This is a genomic window from Tenacibaculum holothuriorum, from assembly GCF_002120225.1.
Taxonomy (GTDB): domain Bacteria; phylum Bacteroidota; class Bacteroidia; order Flavobacteriales; family Flavobacteriaceae; genus Polaribacter; species Polaribacter holothuriorum.
Map to the genome: position 1 here is coordinate 504,946 of NZ_LAPZ01000001.1, position 22,216 is coordinate 527,161.

Here is a 22,216-nt window from a genome sequence, read left to right on the forward strand (position 1 = left end):
TTCCTTTTTTTAACTTTATTTCTTTTCTGCTAAAATCTCTTCAGCAAACTTATTGCATAGTAAAAATGTTTCTCTAACATCTTCAATTGTAGTTTTTGGGTTTATTAAACACATTCGTAAAACTACTTGTTTATTCAAAATGGTAGTTACTAATAACGCTTCTTTCGACTCCATTACTCTTTTTGAAATTTCTTGATTCAACGCATCAATTTCTTTTTCAGAATAATTTAATCCAATCGGATTATATCGATAGTTAATAACCGCTAAAGTCGCTGGAGAAATAATTTCCCAATTTCTACTTTTACGTAACATTCTTTCAACTTCCTCAGCCAAATCAATATTATAAGTAACTGCTTTTTTAAAGGTTTCTAATCCATATGTTTTTATAGACATATAAAACTTTAAAGCTCTAAATCTACGCGTTAACTGAATTCCATAATCGTAAAAATTAATTTCAGACTCATTCCCTTCAATATCTCTTAAATATTCAGGTTTTTCACTAAAAGTATTACTTAACCAAGAAGAATCCTTCACTAATAAACATCCAATCTCATAAGGTTGAAAAAACCATTTATGAGGGTCGACAGTTAATGAATCTGCTCTTTCTATTCCTCTTAAAGCTCTAGCTCCTTTTTTAGATAAGATTCCTGCTCCACCATAAGCTCCATCAACATGAAACCATAAATTTTCTTCTTCACAAATATCTGCAATTTCATCTAACGGATCTACAGTACCTGTATTGGTTGTTCCTGCAGAAGCAATAAAACAGAAAGGTTGTAAACCTTCTAACCGATCTTTAGCTATTGCATTTTTTAATTTGTTGATACTAATTCTGAATTCAATATCAGTAGGTAAAATACGAATCTGTTCTTTTTTGAATCCTAGAACACGAATCGCTTTAATATTCGAAGAATGCGCTTGGTCAGATAAATAGATAACAGCTTTCGAAAAGTCGTCTCCACACTTTATTCTCCTAGCAGTAACCAAAGCTGTTAAGTTAGCCATAGAACCACCACTAGTAAAGATTCCTCCTCCCTTTTTCACAGGAAAATTGAACATTTTTAATAACCAGTTCATGGTAACAATTTCTAACTCTGCAGCAGCTGGAGATACAATCCATCCTCCAGAAAAAATATTAAATCCAGTAGCCAAACTATCAGCCATTGTACTAACAAAATTACTTGGTCCTGGAACAAACGAATATGATTTTGGATGTGAAATAACGTTACTATACTTCATCACATTATCCATTACAAAATCTAATACTTCATTTGCTGGAGTTGCTTTTTCTGGAGCTTCTTGTAAAAAAATAGAATCCATTTCTTCTCTTGTTGCAGAAGTTACAGGTTTCTTTTCTTCCATCGTAGCCCAATGCTCAGCAATTAAATCTACTATTTTATAACCGTAAGCTTTCATTTCTTCTAACGGTAAATCAAAATGAGCGCTCATATACTTTATTTAAAAAAATTAATTCGGCAAAATTACGGATTCGCTTTAGTTTAGCTGCTCTTCTTTTTTTATTTTTTTATTAAGAACTTAATTTTTTCTTTTCTTTATTTTTGCGTTCTAAAACATATTATTTTGAAGCATTTTTTGTTACTAATTTCTTTACTAAGTTTTATAACTCTTCAAGCACAAACAAAGCAAATTAAAATTCTTTCTTCTGAGCAAACCATTTTTGGTGATGAAAAATTTCCAGGAGCTCAGATATTAATTGGTAATGTTAAAATGCGACACGAAGGTGTTACTTTAGATTGTAAGCAAGCGTTGTATTACAAAGACAAAAACTTATTTAAAGCTGTTGGCGAAGTTGTGATTGAGCAAGGTGATAGTATAATTCAATACAGTGATTTTGCTAATTATAATGGTAATACTAAAAAAGCAACTTCTTGGGGAAATGTTGAAGTTAATGATAAAGAAATGCAATTAAAAACGGATACTTTGCATTTTAATAGAACTGAACAAATTTTGTATTACCCCAACCACGGAACAATTAAAGACAAAAAAAACACCTTAAAAAGTAACAAAGGAACCTATTATTTAAAAGACAAAAAATTCTCAGCTACAACCAATGTTACTGTTGTGAACCCAGATAATTTTTTAGAATCAGATCATTTAGATTATTATACAAACTCTCAGTTAGCATATTTATACGGACCAAGTACAGTAACTAATTTAAAAGATAGTACAAAAGTATATTCCGAAAGAGGTTTTTACGATACAAATACCGACGTCTCTTACTTTGTAAAAAATGCAAAACTATTTTTAAAAGATAGAACCGTATCTGCCGATAGTTTATACTACGACAAACGAAAAGGTTTTGCTTCAGCCACTAACAGAATTAAGGTAATAGACACAGTACAAAATATGGTTACCAAAGGTAATTATGCTGAATTATATGAATTAAAAGATTCTTTATTTATCATTAAAAGAGCTGTTTCAATTTCTGTAATGGATAAAGATTCTATGTACGTTCATGGTGATAAAATTTTGGTTACAGGAAAGCCTGAGAAAAGAATAGTACGCATTTTTAACAATGTAAAAATCTTTAAAGAAAACTTACAAGGAAAATGTGACTCTATTCATTCTAGCCAAGAAACAGGAGTTACTCGTATGTTTAAGGATCCTATTTTATGGTCTGGAAAAAGTCAAATTACAGGAGATAGCATTCAACTATTAAATAATAAAGAAACAAATAAATTAGATTCTCTAAAAGTGCTTTTAAACGCTTTTATTATTCAAAAAGATTCTTTAGCTAAAGACAATTTTAATCAAATCAAAGGTAGAAATATTTACGGAAAGTTCGAAAAAAACGATTTAAAAACAATGCTTGTAAAAGGTAATGCAGAGTCTTTATATTTCAACAGAAATGAAGATACTCAAAAGTTAGAGACCATTACCAAAGAGATAGCAAGTGATATTGAGTTTACACTAAAAGACAATGAAATTGAAGAAACTAAATACTTCAAAAAAACGGAGGGAAAAACATTTCCTCCCTCTGAATTTCCAGAAACAGAACGAAAGTTCCGTGGTTTTTTATGGCGAGGAGATGAACAACCTTTAACGATGGAAGATATTTTTGTTAAAGACAATACAAAGACAAAATCAAAAAAAGCTAATATTCCTGAGGTCGTAAAAAAAGCTAAACAGCAATTTATAGACGAAACTCAAAAAAAGCCTCGCGCTAAATTTGATATTAAAAATTTAGGAGACAAATAAAACTTTACTTTGAAAACTGATTTTTTAAAATACCAAGGACAAACTACTCCACATCCTTTAGCTATAGAAATTTCTCACGCTAACGGAAGTTATATTTATGATGCAAGCGGAAAAAAAATGTTAGATTTCGTTGCTGGCGTATCGGCTAATAGTTTAGGGCATAATCACCCTAAAATAAACGAAGCCATTAAAAATCAGTTAGAAAAATATACACATGTAATGGTGTATGGAGAGTTTATTCAACAAGCACAACTCGATTTGTGTAAAGCGTTGATTAAAAATTCTCCACAAAATTTAAACTCCGTTTATTTAGTTAATTCAGGAACTGAAGCTACAGAAGGCGCTTTAAAATTAGCAAAACGTTTTACTGGTAAAAGTGAAATTATTGCTGCTAAAAACGCCTATCATGGGAATACGCAAGGAGCTATGAGTGTTTGTGGTGCTGAACAACAAAATCGTCCTTTTAGACCTTTATTACCTGGTGTAAAATTTATTGATTTCAATAACGAAAACCATCTAGAAAAAATAACATCAAAAACCGCTGCGGTTATTTTAGAAACTATTCAAGGAGGAGCTGGTTTTATTGAACCTACAAACAGTTATTTACACAAAGTAAAACAACGTTGCGAAGAAGTAGGTGCATTACTTATTCTTGACGAAATACAAACAGGTGTTGGACGTACAGGAACATTTTGGGGATTCGAAAACTACAATGTTTCTCCAAATATTGTTATTACAGGAAAAGGATTAGGTGGTGGTATGCCTATTGGAGCGTTTATCAGTTCCTATGAAATTATGAATTCTTTGAAAGAGCATCCAAAATTGGGTCATATAACTACTTTTGGTGGTCACCCTGTAATTGCTGCTGCTGGTTTAGCTACCGTAAATGAAATTACATCGAGTAACTTAATTCAAGAAACATTACGAAAAGAAAAAATTATTCGTAATGCTTTTAAAAATCATCCTAAAATAAAAGAAATCCGTGGTAGAGGTTTAATGCTTGCATTAATAGTAGAGTCTCCTGAATTATCTTCAAAAGTTATTTTAGAATCTTTAGACAAAGGATTAATTCTTTTCTGGTTACTATTTGAAGGAAAAGCGATTAGAATAACTCCCCCATTAACAATTTCTGACGAAGAATTGCAAGAAGGATGCAATATCATATTAGAGATTTTAAATAAGAGTTAAATATTTTTTTTTAGATTTATGCCAAAGTCAAACCCTTTATGCATACATCTGGAAAAATTAGTCGTTTGTTCGATTACCCTTATTATCAGTTAGAAAATCATCCGCAACAAAATTCATTAGTTTATAAAAATAATAATCAATGGCACAGTATATCTACAAAAGAATATGTAGATACTGCCAAAAAAGTAAGTTGTGCTTTATTAAAACTAGGAGTAAAAGCTGGTGATAAAATTGCTGTAATTACTACGAATAACAATCCGAAATGGCATATTTTAGATATTGGTGTTATGCAAATTGGCGCTATAAATGTACCTCTCTACCCTACTTTTTCTGAAAAAGATTATGCATATATTTTAGATCATTCCGATAGTATATATTGTTTTGTTTCTGACAATGAATTACTAGAAAAAGTAAACAATGTAAAAGAGCAAACGAAATTAAAAGGAGTTTTTACTTTTGAAGAAATTGATACAGATTACGACTGGAATGCTTTCTTAGACACTGATAGAAATAACGAATATCCTCCACAATTAAACTCTTACAAAGACAAAGTAAAACCAGAAGATTTGGCTACTATAATTTATACTTCTGGAACAACAGGAACTCCAAAAGGTGTTATGTTATCGCATAAAAATGTAGTTGATAATATTATAGCTGTTAGCAATCGTTTGGATTTGCAGGGACATAATAAAAGAGTAATTAGTTATCTTCCTATTTGTCATATTTTTGAAAGAGCAGCTTCTTATTATTGTCAAGGAATGGGCTTTGAAATTCATTTTGCTGAAAGCATCGAAAAAATTGGAGACAATTTAAAAGAAATCAAGCCTCATTTTATGGCAGTAGTTCCTAGGCTTTTAGAAAAGGTTTTTGACAAAATTGTAGACAAAGGAAGCAATTTATCAGGCATTAAAAAACAACTTTTCTTTTGGTCATTGAATCTTGGAGAGCAATATGAACCATACAGAAAAAAAGGTTGGTGGTATGAATTTAAACTTAGTATTGCTAGAAAGTTAGTCTTTAAAAAATGGAGAGAGGCTCTGGGTAATCATTTAGAATTTATGCTTGCGGGTAGTGCCCCAATGCAACCTCGTTTAATTAGAATGTTTACAGCTGCTGGAATTCCTGTTTACGAAGGTTATGGGATGACAGAAACATCACCAGCAATTACTGTAAATGATCTAAGAAACAATGGCTTTAAAATAGGAACAGTTGGAAGAGTTTTAGATGATGTAGAAGTAAAAATTGCAGAAGACGGGGAAATTCTTGTAAAAGGTTCAATTGTAATGAAAGGTTATTATAAAAATGAAGAACTTACCAATAAAACCATACAAAACGGATTTTTACACACAGGTGATATTGGAGAAATTGATGATCAAGGTTTCCTAAAAATTACAGATAGAAAGAAACAAATTTTTAAAACTTCTGGAGGTAAATACATTGCTCCTGCTGTATTAGAAAGCGAATTAAAAAAATCTCGCTTTATAGAACAAGTTATGGTTATTGGTGAAGGTCAAAAAATGCCTGCAGCTCTTATTCAACTCGCACCCGATTTTATTTCAGAATGGGCAAAAAGACATCATCATACGATTACAGATATTACTTCTGATGAAAAGCTTATAGATCGTGTTCAAAAAGAAATAGACTATTATAATAAGAAATTTGGTAAGTGGGAACAAATTAAGCGTTTTGAAATTACTCCAGATGAATGGACTATTGAAGATGGACATTTAACTCCCACAATGAAAATGAGACGCAAAATAATTTTAGAAAAATATCAAAACTTGTACGAAAAAATATATAATTCACAATAAATCAACACATAAGATAAGACTTGTACAATCGAGCTATTTTTTATACTTTGCAAAGCCCAAAAATTTGAAATATGTCGATTGAAATTAAACGTCTTTTTGACTTTCCCTATTACCAACTAGAAAAATACAATTTAGATAAAGCTTTAACCACCAAATATAATGATGAGTGGAAATCTTTATCTACTCAAGAATACATCAATCAAGCCAATGCAATTAGCCGTGGTTTATTGCGCTTAGGTGTTCAACCAAACGACAAAATTGCTGTAATTTCTACAAACAACCGTACAGAATGGAATGTTTGTGATATAGGTATTTTACAAGTAGGAGCTCAAAATGTTCCTATTTACCCGACAATTTCAAAAGAAGATTACGAATACGTTTTAAATCACTCCGAGGCTACTTATTGTTTTGTTTCTGATACCGATATTTTAGAAAAACTAAATCAAATTAAAGGAAATACTAAACTAAAAGCTGTTTTTACTTTTGAAGATATTTCAGGAGAAAAAAACTGGCAAGAAGTTTTAGATTTAGGTAAAGACGAAAGTAATCAGTCTGAAGTAGAAGCTAGAAAAGATGCTGTTAAACCAGAAGATTTAGCTACATTAATTTATACTTCGGGGACTACTGGTAGACCAAAAGGGGTGATGCTTTCTCACAACAACATCGTTTCTAACGTTTTAAGTAGTAATAAACGTGTTCCTTTAGTGTATGGTGAAGAAAGAGGATTAAGTTTCTTACCTGTTTGCCATATTTTCGAAAGAATGATCTTATACTTATATCAATACTGTGGAGTTTCTATTTATTTTGCAGAATCTATTGAGAAGTTAAGTGAAAATGCACAAGAAATTAAGCCTCATGTAATGACTGCTGTACCTCGTTTGTACGAAAAGATTTATGATAAAATCTATGCAAAAGGTACTGACTTAACTGGTATTAAGAAAAGACTATTCTTTTGGGCAATTGATTTAGGATTAGAGTACGAACCATATGGAGCAAACGGATGGTGGTATGAGAAAAAACTAGGTATAGCTCGTAAATTAATTTTCTCTAAATGGCAAGCTGCTTTAGGAGGAGAATTAAAGTTAATGGTATCAGGTTCTGCCGCTTTACAAGCAAGACTTACACGTGTATTTGCTGCTGCCGGTATGCCAGTTATGGAAGGTTATGGGTTAACTGAAACTTCACCTGTTATTTCTGTAAATGATCAAAGAAATGGAGGGTTTAGAGTTGGAACTGTTGGTAGAATTATTGATGGTGTTGAAGTGAAAATAGCAGAAGACGGTGAAATCTTAGTAAAAGGTCCTAATGTATTAATGGGTTACTATAAAGATCCAGAAAAAACTGCTGAAGTAATGAGTGGAGATTATTTCCATACAGGAGATAAAGGAGAGGTTGATGCAGATGGATTCTTAAAAATTACAGGACGTACTAAAGAAATGTTTAAGACATCAGGAGGAAAATATGTAGTACCACCATTATTAGAAGGTGAATTAAAACAATCTCGCTTTATAGAACAAGTAATGGTTGTTGGTGAAGGAGAAAAAATGCCTGCTGCTATTATTCAACCAAATTTTGAATTTGTAAAAGAATGGGCACAGCGTCATAATATTTCTTTAGGAGACAATGCAGATATTGCTGCCAACCCTAAAGTAATAGCACGATTACAGGAGGAAGTAGATACTTGTAACAAAAAGTTTGGTAAGTGGGAACAAATTAAAAAGTTTGAGTTAACTCCTGAAGAATGGTCTATTGACGGAGGTCATCTTACTCCTACTATGAAGATGAAACGAAAAATCATCAAAGAAATTTACAAAGACCTATACAATAAAATATACGATTGTTAATCAGCTAAAAAGTGTTGCGTAAGCAGCACTTTTTCTTTCTATACAGATGTCTAAATTTCACCTATTCAAACACAATATTTCTGAAATTGAACTTCCAAAAGAGTTTACATTTCCTTATAACTATACTCCACATCCTTTAGCTGAAATAGCAGTAAAACAGCTTCAAGAATATTTAAAAAATCAAACTGATTTTGAACATAACTTTGGTATAAATAATCCTACTAACAAAAATGCTTTGGGCAAAATGTTAGGTGTTCTAGTTGTAAAAAACACTCAAAATGAACTTGGTTTTTTAGCTGCTTTTTCCGGAAAATTAGCCGATAGTACTCAACACAACAATTTTGTACCACCAGTTTTTGATGTTTTAGATGAAAAAGGATTTTATAGAATTACTGAAAACAAGATAAATTCTATAAATCATGAAATAGAAACTCTTGAAAACAACTCTTCCTTTTTATCATTAAAAGAAAAGTTTTCTTCAACAGAAAATGAATATTTACAATTACTACAAGTTGAAAAAGACAAAATTAAACACCGTCAACAGCTTCGAAAAAAAGAATATAAAACAAGACTCAATTCAGAAAAGAATCAACAAAACATAAAAGTTTTACAGGAGAAAAACAATCAATTAAAGATTAACGAGAGTTTCTATTTGAGAGAATATGAGATTTATTTAGATGAAAAGTTACATCCTCTAAAAGTTCAATTAGATTTTTATCAATCAAAAATTGATACACTAAAAAAAGAAAGAGCTCAAAAATCGGCTTGGGTTCAACAGGAAATATTTAAGCATTATAATTTTTTAAATTCTAAGAGAGAAGCCAAAAATCTGTTAGATATATTTAAGAATACCAAACAAAATATACCAGCAGGTGCAGGAGATTGTTGTGCTCCTAAATTACTTCAATATGCTTTTTTGCATAACTTCACTCCTATTTGTATGGCAGAATTTTGGTGGGGAAAACCTTTACAAACTTCCGTAAGAAAACATGGTTTTTATTATGGTGCTTGTGTAGGAAAATGCAAACCTATTTTAACGCACATGCTACAAGGAATGAGTGTAGAAGAAAATCCTTTGTATAAAGAATTGAGTACTCCTAAAACAATTGAAGTAATTTATGAAGATGAGGAACTAGCCGTAATTAATAAACCTTATGATTTACTTACTGTTTCTGGAACCGAAATAAAAGATTCGGTAGAAACTAGAGTAAAAAAGCTTTGGCCACAAGCAACAGGACCAATGATTGTTCATCGTTTAGACATGTCTACCTCTGGAGTTTTACTCATTGCTAAAACAAAAGAAAGTCATAAACATCTTCAAGAACAATTCAAAAACAAAACTATAAAGAAACAATATATAGCGATTTTGGATGGTGTTATAAATCAAAATTCAGGAAGTATTAACCTTCCTTTAAAAGTTGATTTTCATCATAGACCCAAACAAATGGTTTGCTTTATAAATGGAAAAAAAGCATTAACCAAATGGAATGTTATTGAAGTTAAAAACAATCAAACTAAAATTAACTTTTATCCTATTACAGGAAGAACACATCAATTAAGGATGCATGCTGCACATCATTTAGGGTTAAATACATCTATTTTAGGTGATGATTTGTATGGGAAAAAATTAGATAGATTGTATTTACATGCTGAAAAAATTCAGTTTCTTCACCCTAGAACAAAATTAGAACTAGAATTTACAATACCAACTCCTTTTTAAGTTTACGGAAATCCGCAATTTAAACATGGTATCTCCGCAACTATAGCTTATGAAGTTCATTTAACTTTGAGTTAACCAAACTACGTAATGTTATTAGTATGAAGATGCAGTCTAATAAAAACCAAACAAGTACCTCTCAACTACAAGAGTTAGAAAATAAAATAGCGCTCTACACCAACTTAAGAAGTGTTTCTGCTTGGGCGGCAATTATCTTTACTTTATCTGCCATTTTATATTTAATATTTATCTCTTAATTCTTTAACTTTAGGCTTTATTTATTGAAATAGCCTATGAATATTCTTATTAGACAAGAAAATAAAACTGATTACACTTCTGTCTTTAACCTAATTGAACAAGCTTTTAAAACTGTACCTTTTAGCGATCATAAAGAGCATTTTTTAGTTGAACGATTACGAAAATCTACTTCTTATATTCCAGAATTGTCTTTGGTAGCCACTTATAACGAAACAGTTATAGGTCATATTTTACTTACCAAAATCAAAATTATAAATGAAAAAACTGAATTTAATTCTTTAGCATTGGCCCCTGTTTCTGTATTACCAGAATATCATAAAAAAGGAATTGGAAGTTTATTAATTAAAAAAGCACATGAAATAGCAAAAGAGTTAAGACATCAATCAATAATTTTAATAGGACATGAAGATTATTATCCCAAATTCGGATATAAACAACTTCACACATTTAATATTAAGCTTCCTTTCGATGTACCTAAAGAAAACGCTATGGCTATAGAATTGGTAAATGATTCTTTAAAGAATATATCTGGAACTGTAGTCTATCCTAAAGAATTTACTGAAGCTTAAACTATGATTATTCAAAACTTATCTAATACAAACTTTGAAGATATTATAGAATGTTTCTTAGAAGCTTTCTCTAATTATTTTGTACCGATGCCAACAGATGATCAAAATTACTATAGAAATCGTTGGAAAGCTGCTAATGTTAATTTTGAATTATCCTACGGAATGTTTGATAAAAATCAACTCGTTGGTTTTATTTTACATGCCGTAGATGTTAGAAACAATACTAAAATAGCCTATAACACTGGTACAGGAGTAATACCAAATTATCGCGGAAAAGGAATTACAAAACTCCTCTATAAATATGCTTTAGAAAATTTACAAAAATATAATATTGAAAAAAGTACATTAGAAGTAATTACAGAAAATACAAGAGCTCTAAAAACCTATGAAAATATTGGATTTAAAGTTTGTAAAACATTCTATTGTTATAAAGGAAGTCTAAACTTAACTACTAAAACTGAATACCAACTATCAGAAAAACCTTTAAACGAAATAGATTGGAAAAAACTTCCTAATCAAGAATTTTACTCATGGGACAATCAAAAAGAAACTATAATAAACGGTAATTATCAGTGTTTTTCTGTAATGTCAAATTATGAAGAGATTGGATATTTTATCATTAATTCAGAATTAAATTATTTAGCACAGTTTGATACATATGAGCCTCAAAAAACAGAGAATTGGTATGGGTTATTTTCTATGATTCAACAAATTTCTTCTAATATCAAAACTAATAATGTAGATAATCGACTCATAGAAAAAATAAAATTTCTTAAAGAAATTGGATTTCAAAACACAGTAAATCAGTATGAAATGGAATTAAATTTAAGATAGAAAAGCTCCTAAACTAATCTGTTTAAGGAGCTTTTGCATAAATATAACTATATAAACCTAACTTCCTCTAATGATTCTTTTTTAATATACTAGGAAACTTCTTTTTAAATCTATTTAATCTTGGTATCGAAACGTTTTGTACATATGGGTTATTTGGGTGTAAACGCTCGTAATTTTGATGATACTCCTCAGCAGGATAAAATTTAGTTAACTTACTAACTTCAGTAACTATTTTTCCTTTATAAATCTCTTTATTTAGCTTTTTAATTGTGTTATCTATTATTTGCTTTTCCTTATTATTTGTATAAAACGCAATTGAACGATATTGAGTTCCATAATCGGGATGTTGCCCATTTTTTGTAGTCGGATTGTGAGATCCGAAGAAAACATCTACCAAAGTTTCAAAGCTTACTTTTTTAGGATCATAATACACAGCAACAGTCTCTGCATGTCCTGTAGTTCCTCTACCTATTGTTTGATAGGTCGGGTTTTTAGTATGCCCACCCGCATAACCAGAAACAGCTTCTTCTACACCTTTAACGCTTTCAAAAATAGCTTCAACACACCAAAAACATCCACTTGCGAAATAGGCTACTTTTAAATTTTCATTCTTAATTAATAAGGATTCTGAATCTGTACTAGGTTGAAAACCATCTTTAGAAAAATAGTTCGTAAAAGAAAAAAATGCAGCAGCAACTAACAATAAGAAAATAGGCTTTATGTATTTCATCGATTTTAGATTTTATGCTCAATTCGTCGCAACAAAATCTATATTCATACAATTGTTTACAACTTTAAGAATTCGTTAAGATAATTGCTTGTAAAAAAAAGTGCATATATGTACATTTGCTCTTGTAAACTTAAAGAAATTAATGGAACACTTTATAGTATCTGCACGTAAGTATCGCCCTCAAAATTTTGAAGATGTTGTAGGACAACAAGCTATTACCAATACGTTAGAAAATGCTATAAAAAACAATCATTTAGCACAAGCTTTATTGTTTACAGGACCTCGTGGAGTTGGTAAAACTTCTTGTGCTCGTATTCTTGCTAAAAGAATTAATCAAGAAGATGCAACCAATGGTGATGAAGATTTTGCATTTAACATTTTTGAATTAGATGCCGCTTCAAACAACTCGGTTGATGATATTCGTAATCTTACCGATCAGGTTCGTATTCCGCCACAAACAGGAAAATATAAAGTATATATTATTGATGAGGTTCATATGCTTTCACAAGCTGCTTTTAATGCTTTTTTAAAAACTTTAGAAGAACCACCAGCTCATGCTATTTTTATACTAGCAACTACCGAAAAGCATAAAATTATACCAACGATATTGTCTCGTTGTCAAATATTTGATTTTAAACGAATAGGAGTTTTAGATGCTAAAAACTATTTAAAAATTATTTGTGAAAAAGAAAATATTACTGCTGATGATGATGCATTACATATTATAGCTCAAAAAGCCGATGGTGCTATGCGTGATGCACTTTCTATCTTTGATCGTGTGGTAAGTTTTTCTGGTAATAATTTAACAAGAGAAGCTGTTACTCAAAACTTAAATGTTTTAGACTACGATGTGTATTTTAATATTACTGACTTATTGTTAGAAAATAAAATACCAGAAGTATTAATGGCATTTAATACTGTATTATCTAAAGGATTTGAAGGACATCATTTTATTAACGGATTAGCAAGTCACTTTAGAGATTTATTAGTCGCTAAAGATGCTGCTACAATTCCGCTTTTAGAAGTTGGTGATAATACTAAAAAGAAATATTTAGAACAAGCTGCCAAAGCAAGCATGCAATTTTTACTCCCCGCTATTGACAAAGCAAACGATTGTGATTTAAAGTACAGAGGAAGTAAAAACCAACGCTTACTTGTTGAATTAACCTTAATGCAAATTGCCTCTATCACTTTTGATGGAGCAAAAAAAAAATCTAGCAACTACATAATTCCTGCAACTTTTTTCACAGCCTTATCTCCAACCATTAAAAAGGAAGCTGTAAAAGTTGAACCACAAAAAGAAGTTAGTAAACCTGTTGTTAAAACTGAAGAAAAGCCTACTCCTAAACCTCGTTTACAAGGAGTTCGTAGAAGATCTTCTTCACTTACCTTAAAGAGTGTTCACGAAAAACAGGTTGAAAAAGAAGTAGATTTAGAGGAGAACTATGATAATCATCCAAGAACACCATTTAATCAAGAGCAGCTAGATAATATTTGGAAGAAATACTATTTCAAATTATATGATGGTGGTGAGCGTAGTGTAGCGTCTATTTTAACTGCTGGTCAGCCTAAACTTTCAAATAATTTTGAGATACTTTTTACATTACCTAGTAAATTAATGGCGAGTCAGTTACAAAAGGCACAGCCAAAGTTGCTTAGATATTTAAGAGAGCATCTTAATAATTATGGTATCAGTATAAAAGTTAGTATAAACGAAAAAATTGAAAAGAAATTCGCTTATACCAACCACGAAAAGTTTGAAAAACTGAAAGAAAAAAATCCGTTACTTCAAAAGCTTAAAAATACTTTCGGTTTAGACCTCTAGTTTTTTTCCAAGGTAAACAATCGCACTATTTTCTTTTACATTATTTACATTAAATGCAGGTAATACTTCTAGTCTACCTTCTACTTTAACAAATAAAGGAATAGATTTTAGCTCTCCTTTAAGCATTGCTAATTTGTTTTCAAAATCTTTTTCTGAATTTACATCCAGCTCATGAATTTCTGGATAATCTCTAGCACTTTCATTCAAATTATAATAATCATCGAATTGGGTAAATACCTTATCTCCATTTTCAATTTTATTATCCTTTACTTCATTAGAACTAGCCAAACGATAAGATCCATGTTCCCCGTATAATTCAGACAATTGTGTAATTGCATATTTATTAACTACATCACTTCCTGTCATAGCTATTAAATATCCTACATCATTCAATTCAACCTTATCATCTAAACTATCGTTATAAATATCAATATCTACTGCTTCAATTCCATTATTTCGAGCCTCTTGAATATAATCTTTATTTTGATCTAAAAGCACAACCCTCCTATCGTTATCAACTAAATATTTTGCAATTACCCTGGCAGCTTCCGATGCTCCAATAATAACAATCGCTTCAGATTCTTTTAAGAAAACCCCTACTAATTTTGCAAACAAACGCGCTGTAGTAGCATTTAATAATACTGTTCCTAACACAATCATAAATACTAATGGAGTAATGTATTCTGCACCTTCAACTCCTTGTTTCATTAACTTAGTTCCAAATAATGATGCAATACCAGCAGCTACTATACCACGAGGACCTACCCAGCTAATAAACAGTTTTTCATTGAGTTTTAATGTAGAACCTTGAGTACTTAAGAAGACTCCTAACGGACGAATTACAAGTACTACAGCTGCAAATAATAATAAAGCATTCCAATTAAAAATTAACTGTAACTGACTCATATTCATATTAGCTGCAAGTAAAATGAATAAAATTGATATTAATAAAACTGAAAGTGATTCTTTAAAATACAATAACTCATCAAAACTATGAATTTTACTATTTGCTATTACCATTCCCATAACTACTACAGAAAGTAACCCAGATTCGTGTGCAAATAAATCTGATAATACAAAAACAAATAATACCATAGATAATGAAACCACATTCATTAAATAGTGAGGCACTAATTTTCTATTTACAATAAAAATTAATGCATGTGCGAAAGCAAAACCAAACGTTAATCCAAATAATAGAATTTTTGCAAATTCTAATAAAGCTGTCTTTGTAAATCCACTACCTCCTCCAACACTTATAAATTCAAAAACTAGTACAGCAACTAAAGCACCAATTGGGTCAATTAAAATTCCTTCCCATTTTAATACCGCCGCAACATCTTTTTTAAGTGGTATGTTTCTTAAAATTGGAGAAATTACTGTAGGTCCTGTTACAATTATTAATCCAGAAAATAGCATAGAAATTTCCCAACCTAAACCAAAAATATAGTGTGCAAATACAGCCGAAACTACAAAAGTAACAGCAGACCCAAGTGTAATTAACTTAGTAATTACAGGTCCTACATTTGCAATTTCACTCTGTCTAAGCGTTAAACCTCCTTCAAAAAGTATAATACTAATCGCTAAGGACACGAAATAAAACAGACCATTACCAGGGAACAATCCTTTCTCTCCATTCCAAACAGGTTCTATCCATTTACTACCATCATCACTAAAAAATTCAGCAGCTACAGGACCAACTAAAAGACCTATTAAAATTAGTGGTAAAATTGCTGGAATTTTAAATTTCCATGCTACCCATTGTGCTAAAATTCCTAAAATAATAATGCCTGCAAGTTCTACCATAGTTTAGTTTTTGATTCAAAAAATATGTTTCAATAAACAAGAATAAAATTCTATCTTCGAAAGCTTAAAAATAAACAATATTTTGATTAAAAAAATTTTAATTGGTATTGCTTTCTCCCCTAATTTAAAAGCCAACTTATTTGAGGCTTTACGCTTAGGAAATATGTTTGGTGCTCAAGTAATTGGTGTACATGTTGGAGAAAAAACAACAAGTAAAGAAACTGAATTACAAGAGTTATTATTAGAAAGTTCAGAAGCTGAACATTCTTTTAAAACCATATGGCAAGAAGGAAACCCTGTAGATGTTATTCTAAATACTTCAAAAAAAGAGAAAATAGATTTATTAGTTCTTGGTGCGCTTCAAAAAGAAAATCTTTATAAATATTACGTAGGCTCTATTGCTAGGAAACTTACTAGAAAAGCCCATTGTTCTGTTTTACTGTTAATTAAACCTTCTACAGAAAGAGTTCCTTGTAAACACATTGTAGTTAACGGATTACAAGATGAAAAAACTGAAGAAACTATAAAATCAGCTTTTACCTTCGCCAAAAACTTAGATTGTAAACGAATAACTATTGTTGAGGAAATAAGTCAATCTGAACTTAATGTTAAGGTAAATGACGACGAAACTTTACGCAAAAATACCTTAGCTAAAGAACAATTAAAAGAGCGAGAAGATCTTAGAGTAAATTCTATTTTAAATGATATAGATACTCAAGATATTATTGTAAAAAAACAAAGTATTTTCGGACGAAGAGGTTATTGCATTGGTCATTATGCAAAAATTAAACGTGCAGATTTATTAGTGATGAATGCTCCTTCAAAAACTACCATTTTAGATCGAATTTTTCCTCAGGATTTAGAATACATCCTATCTGAATTACCAACCGATGTTTTAATAATTAAGTAACGATTTATGAAAAATAATTTTAAGACATTTATGAGTGAAATACCTCAAAACTTATTTTCTGGTTTTGTTGTATCTCTAATAGCATTGCCCTTAGGCTTAGGTTTAGCACTTGCCTCTGGAGCACCACCTATTTCAGGAATTATAGCCGCTATAATTGGAGGTTCTGTAGTTGCACTCTTAGGAGGATCTAATGTAACAATTACTGGTCCTGGAAATGGTTTAGTAGTGGTAATTTTAGCCGCAATAACAACTTTAGGCGCTGGTGATATGCATCAAGGTTTTTTATATACTCTCGCTGCAATAGTAGTTTCTGGTATTATAATGATAATACTAGGTTTTTTACGTTTAGGTTCTTTAGGTGATTTTTTTCCATCATCTGCAATCCAAGGAATGTTAGCAGCTATTGGTATAGGTATTTTTGCAAAACAAGTTCATGTTATGCTAGGTAACTTAAATGCTAAAGGAAGTATTGTTGAATTAGTTTTAAAAACACCACAAGGTTTATACAATTACGTTACGACAAATTCTCAAAGTACTTTATATGCTGGTGCAGTTGGTATCATTAGTTTATTAATTATGATATTCTATGGAAAAATCCGTAATAAGTATTTTCAGTTAATACCTGCTCCAATGTGGATTGTTATGTTAAGTGTTGGAATGTTTTATTACTTCGATATGTTTTCGAGTAATGCATACCCAATAGATCCAAAACTTTTAATTAATATTCCAGATGATGTGGTTTCAAACTTTAACTTCCCCGATTTTGGAAAAATATACCAAACTGAATTTATAAGTGCTGTAATTTCAATAACCTTAATAGCAAGTATTGAAAGTTTATTAAGTATTAAAGCTGTAGATAAATTAGATCCGCTAAAAAGAAGATCTAATGTTAATAAAGATATTAGAGCTCTTGGTTTAGCTACTTTAATTAGTGGTTTTTTAGGCGGATTAAACGTTGTAACTGTAATTGCACGTAGCTCTGTAAATGTAAATAATAAAGGAAGTAATCGTTCAGCAAACTTTTTTCATGCTTCATTTTTAGTAATCTTTATATTATTATTTGCTTCAGAATTAAGAAAAATACCACTTTCAGCATTAGCAGCTATTTTAGTATACACAGGATATAAGTTAGCTTCTCCTGAAAACATTGCAAAGGTTTTTAAAATAGGAAAAGAGCAATTACTAATTTTCTTAATCACTTTATTAACTACAATCACTACAAGCTTAATCACGGGTATATTAGTTGGTATTTTTGCAACATTTGTTATACATATAGTTATTAATAAAAACCTTTCTTTATTCACCAGAAACTTATTAAAACCTAACGTTTTAATGTTTAAAGAAGATGGGAAATACTATGTATCGGTTAAAAACTTTTCTAGTTTTATAAATTATACTAGGTTAAAAGCTAAACTAGATCAAATTCCAGAAAACGAAGATGCAATTATCGATTTTACATTATGTGATTTTGTAGATCATTCAGTAATGGAAAACTTAAATAATTATGCTGAATCTTTTAAACGAAAAGGTGGTTATTTTGAAGTAATTGGTTTAGACAGTCATAATTCTACCAGTGAGCATCCGTTTGCACTGCGTAAGAATATTCCTACTAAAAATGAATCGTCAGTAAAAACTAATTTAACAAAAAGACAAAAATCATTACAACAAATCAGTAATGAATTAGGTTGGAAATATCAATCATTACCAGCCAAAGAAGTTAGTAAAATTCCTGAATTTGGATACTTTAAAACTCGACAAATAAACAAGGTATCGAATATTTTATCCAATGAAAACTGTACTTTATTTGATATAGAATTTCATGAAGGAGAATTGTTTGCAAAACAAATTATAAAAGCAACGATGCTGCATATAAATTTAGGTGAAAATGCACCTGAGTTTACCTTAGATAAAGAAGGAATTTTCGAATACATATATCACTTTACTGGGTTTAAAGATGTAACTATTGAAAATCATCCAGATTTTTCTAAACGATTTTATCTAACAGGAAAAAATGAGAATGAAATAAAATCATTTTTTACTGATGACTTAATCTTATTCTTTAAAAGTAATAAGTATTATCATATTGAAGCAAACAATCAAGGTTTATTAATTATAGGAAAAGAACGTTTGGCAGGAATTAAAGAAATAAAATCTATGGCAGATTTTGGGCTGCGACTAATGAATATTATTTGTACAAACAAACTAGTAACTACTAGCAATTAAAACGAATTTTTGTTTTTAAATTTGCACCAATAAAATCATATTATGTTAGGATTAAAATTTGAAACTGAAACTTCTTGGGTAGATGTTGCCGCCAATGGTTTAGAACAACTATTAACCGATCATGCTTTTGCCGAAATTAAAGCTTCAGGAAATGCAACTTCTATTATCATAAACTATTCTGAAGAGACTGAATTAGTAAAAGATATGAGTGACATTGCTATAGAAGAAATGGAACACTTTAGAATGGTTCATAATGTGATGATAGAAAGAAATATGACTTTAGGGCAAGCAACAAAAAATGACTATGCTTTAAAATTACAAAAATTCTTTCCTAAATCATCTAACAGAAAAGAAGCCTTAGTTCATCGTTTATTAGTTGCTGCTTTAATTGAAGCTCGTAGTTGTGAACGATTTAAAGTATTTTCTGATAATATGAAAGACGAACAACTTTCTAAGTTCTATAAAGATTTAATGATTTCTGAAGCAAATCATTACACTTTATTTTTAGGATACGCTCGAAAGTATATGGACAGAGAGATTGTTGATAAAAAATGGAGTGATTTGTTAGCTTTCGAAGCAGAAATGATGAAAAGCAGAGGTACAATTGCTAAAGTGCATGGGTAGTTTTAAACCAATAGAAACAATTTCAATTTGTTCTGAATGTAATTCTGAATATTATAAAAATAGTTCAGAAATAAATAATTTATGTCCCGAATGCTCTTTTAAACTCTATGGTTATAAAAATTGTAATCATAAATTTCAACAAAGCAGATGTGTTAAATGTTATTGGGATGGTAGTAAAAGTAATTACTTAAAGAATAACAAACTCTAATTTATGTTTAGCAAAGAAGAATCAGCTCGTTTACGCAAAGAATTTTGGACTAGCTTCGGAAAATCATTTCCAAGAAAGTGGTTATTATACAATACCAAAATAAAAGGATTTTCTTTTAAATTTCAGGCAGATAGAAAGAAAGCTTCAGTTTGTTTAGACTTTGAAAATCCCGAAGAAATAGCAAATGAACTGTTGTACGATCAAATGCTTTCTCTTCGCAAATTACTAGAAGCTGAATTACCAGAAGTTATTTTTGATGATGCTTTTGAGTTAGAAAGCGGTAAATTTATAAGACGAATTTACGTTCCTTTCGATAAAAAATTCAGTATTCACAATAAAAATACATGGAGAGATTGTTATGAGTTTTTTGTTGAAACCATGGAAAAGTTTGAACTTTTCTACTACGAGTACGAAGATTTTATAAAACAAGCTATATAAAAAAACGCCACTTACAAATTTGTAAATGGCGTTTTTCAATTCAAATATTACACAAATTATAAAAATTGTATACTCATTGGGTAACTTGGAGTTTCATTATTACTAGCTTTAATGGCATTAATTATTGGGAAAATAAAATAGAACACTCCAATAACTAAAAAACCTAATAATCCTAATCCGAAAAGTAATACTAACGGAATACAGATTAGTACATACAAAAACATAGAAATTCTAAAATTTAGTATGGCTTTTCCATGCTCATCCATTCCTGAAACTTCATCTTTCTTAACAGCCCATAAAATTAACGGGATTATAAATCCACCAATTCCAGTTACAAAATCAAGTAACTGACTCAAGTGAGTTAATACTAATAAATCTTTGTTCTTTGTCATAATTAAAAAGGTTAGTACTTAATAGACGCTCAATAATCAATTTTGTTACACTTAGTACGTATATTTGCAGCATGATTCAAAACGATACTATTATTGCTTTGGCAACTCCAGCAGGTGTTGGAGCTATTGCTGTTATTAGACTTTCTGGTGAAGATGCTATAAAAATTGTAGACTCTTTTTTTCAATCTGTAAAAAAGCAAAAATCTTTACTTAAACAGAAATCTCATACACTTCATTTAGGTCATATTGTGAACAATGGTATTACTTTAGATCAAGTTTTAGTATCAATATTTAAAAATCCGCATTCGTATACAGGTGAAAATGTGGTTGAAATTTCATGCCACGGATCAAGTTTTATTCAACAAGAAATCATTCAGTTGTTTTTACAAAATGGATGTAGAATGGCAGACAATGGTGAATTTACCATGCGTGCGTTTTTAAATGGAAAGATGGATTTAAGTCAAGCTGAAGCCGTTGCTGATGTTATTGCTTCAAACTCTGCTGCTTCGCATCAAATGGCAATTCAGCAAATGCGTGGTGGAATTACTAATGAGCTAAAAGAATTAAGAGCGCAATTATTAGATTTTGCGGCTTTAATAGAGTTAGAATTGGATTTTTCTGGTGAAGATGTTGAATTTGCAGACAGAACAAAATTCAAACAGTTAGTTGCTACGATTTCCTCTGTATTGAAAAGATTGATTGACTCTTTTGCTTTTGGAAATGCTATGAAAAACGGAATTCCTGTAGCAATTATTGGTGAACCTAATGTTGGTAAATCGACACTACTAAATGCTTTATTAAACGAAGAAAAAGCTATTGTTTCAGACATTGCGGGTACCACCCGTGATGCTATTGAAGATGAAGTTATTATTAACGGAGTAGCTTTTAGATTTATTGATACTGCTGGAATTAGAGAAACTGAAGATATTGTTGAAAGTATTGGAATTAAAAAAGCCTATGAAAAGGCTGAAAATGCACAATTAATTATTTTCTTAATTGATTCAAATAAATATATTTATTCAAGCGACTTATTTCTAGAAGAAATCACAGCTGTTAAAGAGCGTTTTCCAAACAAACGATTGTTAGTTATTGCTAATAAAATTGATACTTTATCGTGCCATGACACTTCTATCATGCAATCGGAAATTGAGAATTTAATTTTACTTTCTGCAAAACAAAAGGTAGGTATTGATGAATTAAAATCTGAATTGACTTCTTTAGTAAACACTGGAGCTTTAAGTAATAATGAAACCATAGTTACCAATTCTCGCCATTTCGAAGCGCTTACTTTAGCTTTAGAAAGTATAGAATCTGTTAAAAACGGAATTGAACTTAATATTTCTTCTGATTTATTTGCTATTGACATACGTGAATGCTTACGTCATTTAGGAAATATTACTGGTGAATATGATGTAGATAAAGATATATTAGGGCATATTTTTGGTAATTTTTGTATCGGAAAATAGATTTTCTTTCCTTTGATAGTACTTTATTTTCTTTTACTTAACATCTGCGAACTATGAGAAAATAAAGTTTTTGCTTTTAACATTAAATAACATTTTTATAATACTTTTAAAAAGTTAACGTTTTTTATAAAATTTCAATTATTTAGTGCAACAC

At 30.3% G+C, this 22,216-nt stretch carries 18 protein-coding genes; 14 read left to right on the forward strand and 4 right to left on the reverse strand.

All coding sequences use genetic code 11. The features are described 5' to 3' along the window. Positions 1-15: 15 nt before the first annotated feature. Entirely contained in the window at positions 16-1,449 is a 1,434-nt protein-coding gene (locus WH52_RS02400) for a pyridoxal phosphate-dependent decarboxylase family protein (RefSeq protein WP_086029315.1), read from the reverse strand. Between the two features lie 132 nt (positions 1,450-1,581). Here WH52_RS02400 and WH52_RS02405 point away from each other — a divergent pair, with 132 nt between their 5' ends. The 8 genes from WH52_RS02405 to WH52_RS02435 all read left to right on the forward strand — a co-directional run bounded on the left by WH52_RS02405 (position 1,582) and on the right by WH52_RS02435 (position 11,440). Continuing rightward, entirely contained in the window at positions 1,582-3,219 is a 1,638-nt protein-coding gene (locus WH52_RS02405) for an OstA-like protein (RefSeq protein WP_086029316.1), read from the forward strand. 9 nt (positions 3,220-3,228) lie between these two features. Continuing rightward, a complete protein-coding gene (locus tag WH52_RS02410) occupies positions 3,229-4,407 on the forward strand; it encodes an aspartate aminotransferase family protein (RefSeq protein ID WP_086029317.1) in 1,179 nt (392 codons plus the stop codon). Between the two features lie 38 nt (positions 4,408-4,445). Then, a complete protein-coding gene (locus WH52_RS02415) occupies positions 4,446-6,218 on the forward strand; it encodes an AMP-dependent synthetase/ligase (protein WP_086029318.1) in 1,773 nt (590 codons plus the stop codon). Between the two features lie 71 nt (positions 6,219-6,289). Further along, positions 6,290-8,062: an AMP-dependent synthetase/ligase gene (locus WH52_RS02420; RefSeq protein ID WP_086029319.1), complete on the forward strand. Its 1,773-nt coding sequence runs from the start codon at positions 6,290-6,292 to the stop codon at positions 8,060-8,062. Positions 8,063-8,108: 46 nt separating this feature from the next. Next, positions 8,109-9,782, forward strand: coding sequence for an RluA family pseudouridine synthase (locus WH52_RS02425; RefSeq protein ID WP_086029320.1), 1,674 nt, complete (start codon positions 8,109-8,111; stop codon positions 9,780-9,782). 98 nt (positions 9,783-9,880) lie between these two features. After that, entirely contained in the window at positions 9,881-10,036 is a 156-nt protein-coding gene (locus tag WH52_RS14850; protein ID WP_158091346.1) for a hypothetical protein, read from the forward strand. A 36-nt stretch (positions 10,037-10,072) separates the two neighbouring features. Further along, the gene (locus tag WH52_RS02430) at positions 10,073-10,606 is read left to right on the forward strand and encodes a GNAT family N-acetyltransferase (RefSeq protein WP_086029321.1); all 534 of its coding nucleotides are present in this window, start codon (positions 10,073-10,075) and stop codon (positions 10,604-10,606) included. A gap of 3 nt (positions 10,607-10,609) precedes the next feature. Continuing rightward, entirely contained in the window at positions 10,610-11,440 is an 831-nt protein-coding gene (locus WH52_RS02435) for a GNAT family N-acetyltransferase (protein WP_086029322.1), read from the forward strand. 67 nt (positions 11,441-11,507) lie between these two features. Here WH52_RS02435 and msrA read toward each other — a convergent pair whose 3' ends face one another. Further along, positions 11,508-12,170, reverse strand: a complete 663-nt coding sequence (gene msrA / locus WH52_RS02440; RefSeq protein ID WP_086029323.1) for a peptide-methionine (S)-S-oxide reductase MsrA — start codon at positions 12,168-12,170, stop codon at positions 11,508-11,510. A gap of 142 nt (positions 12,171-12,312) precedes the next feature. Between msrA and dnaX the strand changes: the two genes are divergently transcribed. After that, a complete protein-coding gene (dnaX, locus tag WH52_RS02445; protein ID WP_086029324.1) occupies positions 12,313-13,995 on the forward strand; it encodes a DNA polymerase III subunit gamma/tau in 1,683 nt (560 codons plus the stop codon). Here dnaX and WH52_RS02450 read toward each other — a convergent pair. Next, positions 13,984-15,801, reverse strand: a complete 1,818-nt coding sequence (locus WH52_RS02450; protein WP_086029325.1) for a cation:proton antiporter — start codon at positions 15,799-15,801, stop codon at positions 13,984-13,986. The two genes, dnaX and WH52_RS02450, sit on opposite strands and share 12 nt — an antisense overlap. 82 nt (positions 15,802-15,883) lie before the next feature. Between WH52_RS02450 and WH52_RS02455 the strand changes: the two genes are divergently transcribed. The 4 genes from WH52_RS02455 to WH52_RS02475 all read left to right on the forward strand — a co-directional run bounded on the left by WH52_RS02455 (position 15,884) and on the right by WH52_RS02475 (position 20,204). Beyond that, positions 15,884-16,711, forward strand: a complete 828-nt coding sequence (locus WH52_RS02455) for a universal stress protein (protein WP_233131503.1) — start codon at positions 15,884-15,886, stop codon at positions 16,709-16,711. A 6-nt stretch (positions 16,712-16,717) separates the two neighbouring features. Beyond that, entirely contained in the window at positions 16,718-18,934 is a 2,217-nt protein-coding gene (locus tag WH52_RS02460; protein WP_086029327.1) for a SulP family inorganic anion transporter, read from the forward strand. 42 nt (positions 18,935-18,976) lie between these two features. Beyond that, entirely contained in the window at positions 18,977-19,558 is a 582-nt protein-coding gene (miaE, locus tag WH52_RS02465; protein ID WP_086029328.1) for a tRNA-(ms[2]io[6]A)-hydroxylase, read from the forward strand. A 211-nt stretch (positions 19,559-19,769) separates the two neighbouring features. Then, positions 19,770-20,204 (forward strand): DUF4268 domain-containing protein, encoded by a 435-nt coding sequence (locus WH52_RS02475; RefSeq protein WP_086029330.1) that lies wholly within the window; start codon positions 19,770-19,772, stop codon positions 20,202-20,204. Positions 20,205-20,260: 56 nt separating this feature from the next. Here WH52_RS02475 and WH52_RS02480 read toward each other — a convergent pair whose 3' ends face one another. After that, complete coding sequence (locus WH52_RS02480) at positions 20,261-20,596, reverse strand: DUF4870 domain-containing protein (protein ID WP_086029331.1); 336 nt, start codon at positions 20,594-20,596, stop codon at positions 20,261-20,263. A gap of 71 nt (positions 20,597-20,667) precedes the next feature. Here WH52_RS02480 and mnmE point away from each other — a divergent pair, with 71 nt between their 5' ends. Continuing rightward, positions 20,668-22,062 carry a tRNA uridine-5-carboxymethylaminomethyl(34) synthesis GTPase MnmE gene (gene mnmE / locus WH52_RS02485; protein WP_086029332.1) on the forward strand — a complete coding sequence of 465 codons (1,395 nt, stop codon included), beginning with the start codon at positions 20,668-20,670 and terminating at the stop codon, positions 22,060-22,062. The last annotated feature ends 154 nt before the right edge of the window (positions 22,063-22,216 follow it).

Excerpts from the sequence above, each read along its gene's own strand:
- WH52_RS02420 (WP_086029319.1), top strand. The coding sequence starts at position 6,290 with ATGTCGATTGAAATTAAACGTCTTTTTGACTTTCCCTATTACCAACTA.
- WH52_RS02435 (WP_086029322.1), top strand. The coding sequence starts at position 10,610 with ATGATTATTCAAAACTTATCTAATACAAACTTTGAAGATATTATAGAA.
- WH52_RS02480 (WP_086029331.1), bottom strand. The coding sequence starts at position 20,596 with ATGACAAAGAACAAAGATTTATTAGTATTAACTCACTTGAGTCAGTTA.
- dnaX (WP_086029324.1), top strand. The coding sequence starts at position 12,313 with ATGGAACACTTTATAGTATCTGCACGTAAGTATCGCCCTCAAAATTTT.
- WH52_RS02475 (WP_086029330.1), top strand. The coding sequence starts at position 19,770 with ATGTTTAGCAAAGAAGAATCAGCTCGTTTACGCAAAGAATTTTGGACT.
- msrA (WP_086029323.1), bottom strand. The coding sequence starts at position 12,170 with ATGAAATACATAAAGCCTATTTTCTTATTGTTAGTTGCTGCTGCATTT.
- WH52_RS02450 (WP_086029325.1), bottom strand. The coding sequence starts at position 15,801 with ATGGTAGAACTTGCAGGCATTATTATTTTAGGAATTTTAGCACAATGG.
- mnmE (WP_086029332.1), top strand. The coding sequence starts at position 20,668 with ATGATTCAAAACGATACTATTATTGCTTTGGCAACTCCAGCAGGTGTT.
- WH52_RS02400 (WP_086029315.1), bottom strand. The coding sequence starts at position 1,449 with ATGAGCGCTCATTTTGATTTACCGTTAGAAGAAATGAAAGCTTACGGT.
- WH52_RS14850 (WP_158091346.1), top strand. The coding sequence starts at position 9,881 with ATGAAGATGCAGTCTAATAAAAACCAAACAAGTACCTCTCAACTACAA.
- miaE (WP_086029328.1), top strand. The coding sequence starts at position 18,977 with ATGTTAGGATTAAAATTTGAAACTGAAACTTCTTGGGTAGATGTTGCC.
- WH52_RS02415 (WP_086029318.1), top strand. The coding sequence starts at position 4,446 with ATGCATACATCTGGAAAAATTAGTCGTTTGTTCGATTACCCTTATTAT.
- WH52_RS02460 (WP_086029327.1), top strand. The coding sequence starts at position 16,718 with ATGAAAAATAATTTTAAGACATTTATGAGTGAAATACCTCAAAACTTA.
- WH52_RS02425 (WP_086029320.1), top strand. The coding sequence starts at position 8,109 with ATGTCTAAATTTCACCTATTCAAACACAATATTTCTGAAATTGAACTT.
- WH52_RS02430 (WP_086029321.1), top strand. The coding sequence starts at position 10,073 with ATGAATATTCTTATTAGACAAGAAAATAAAACTGATTACACTTCTGTC.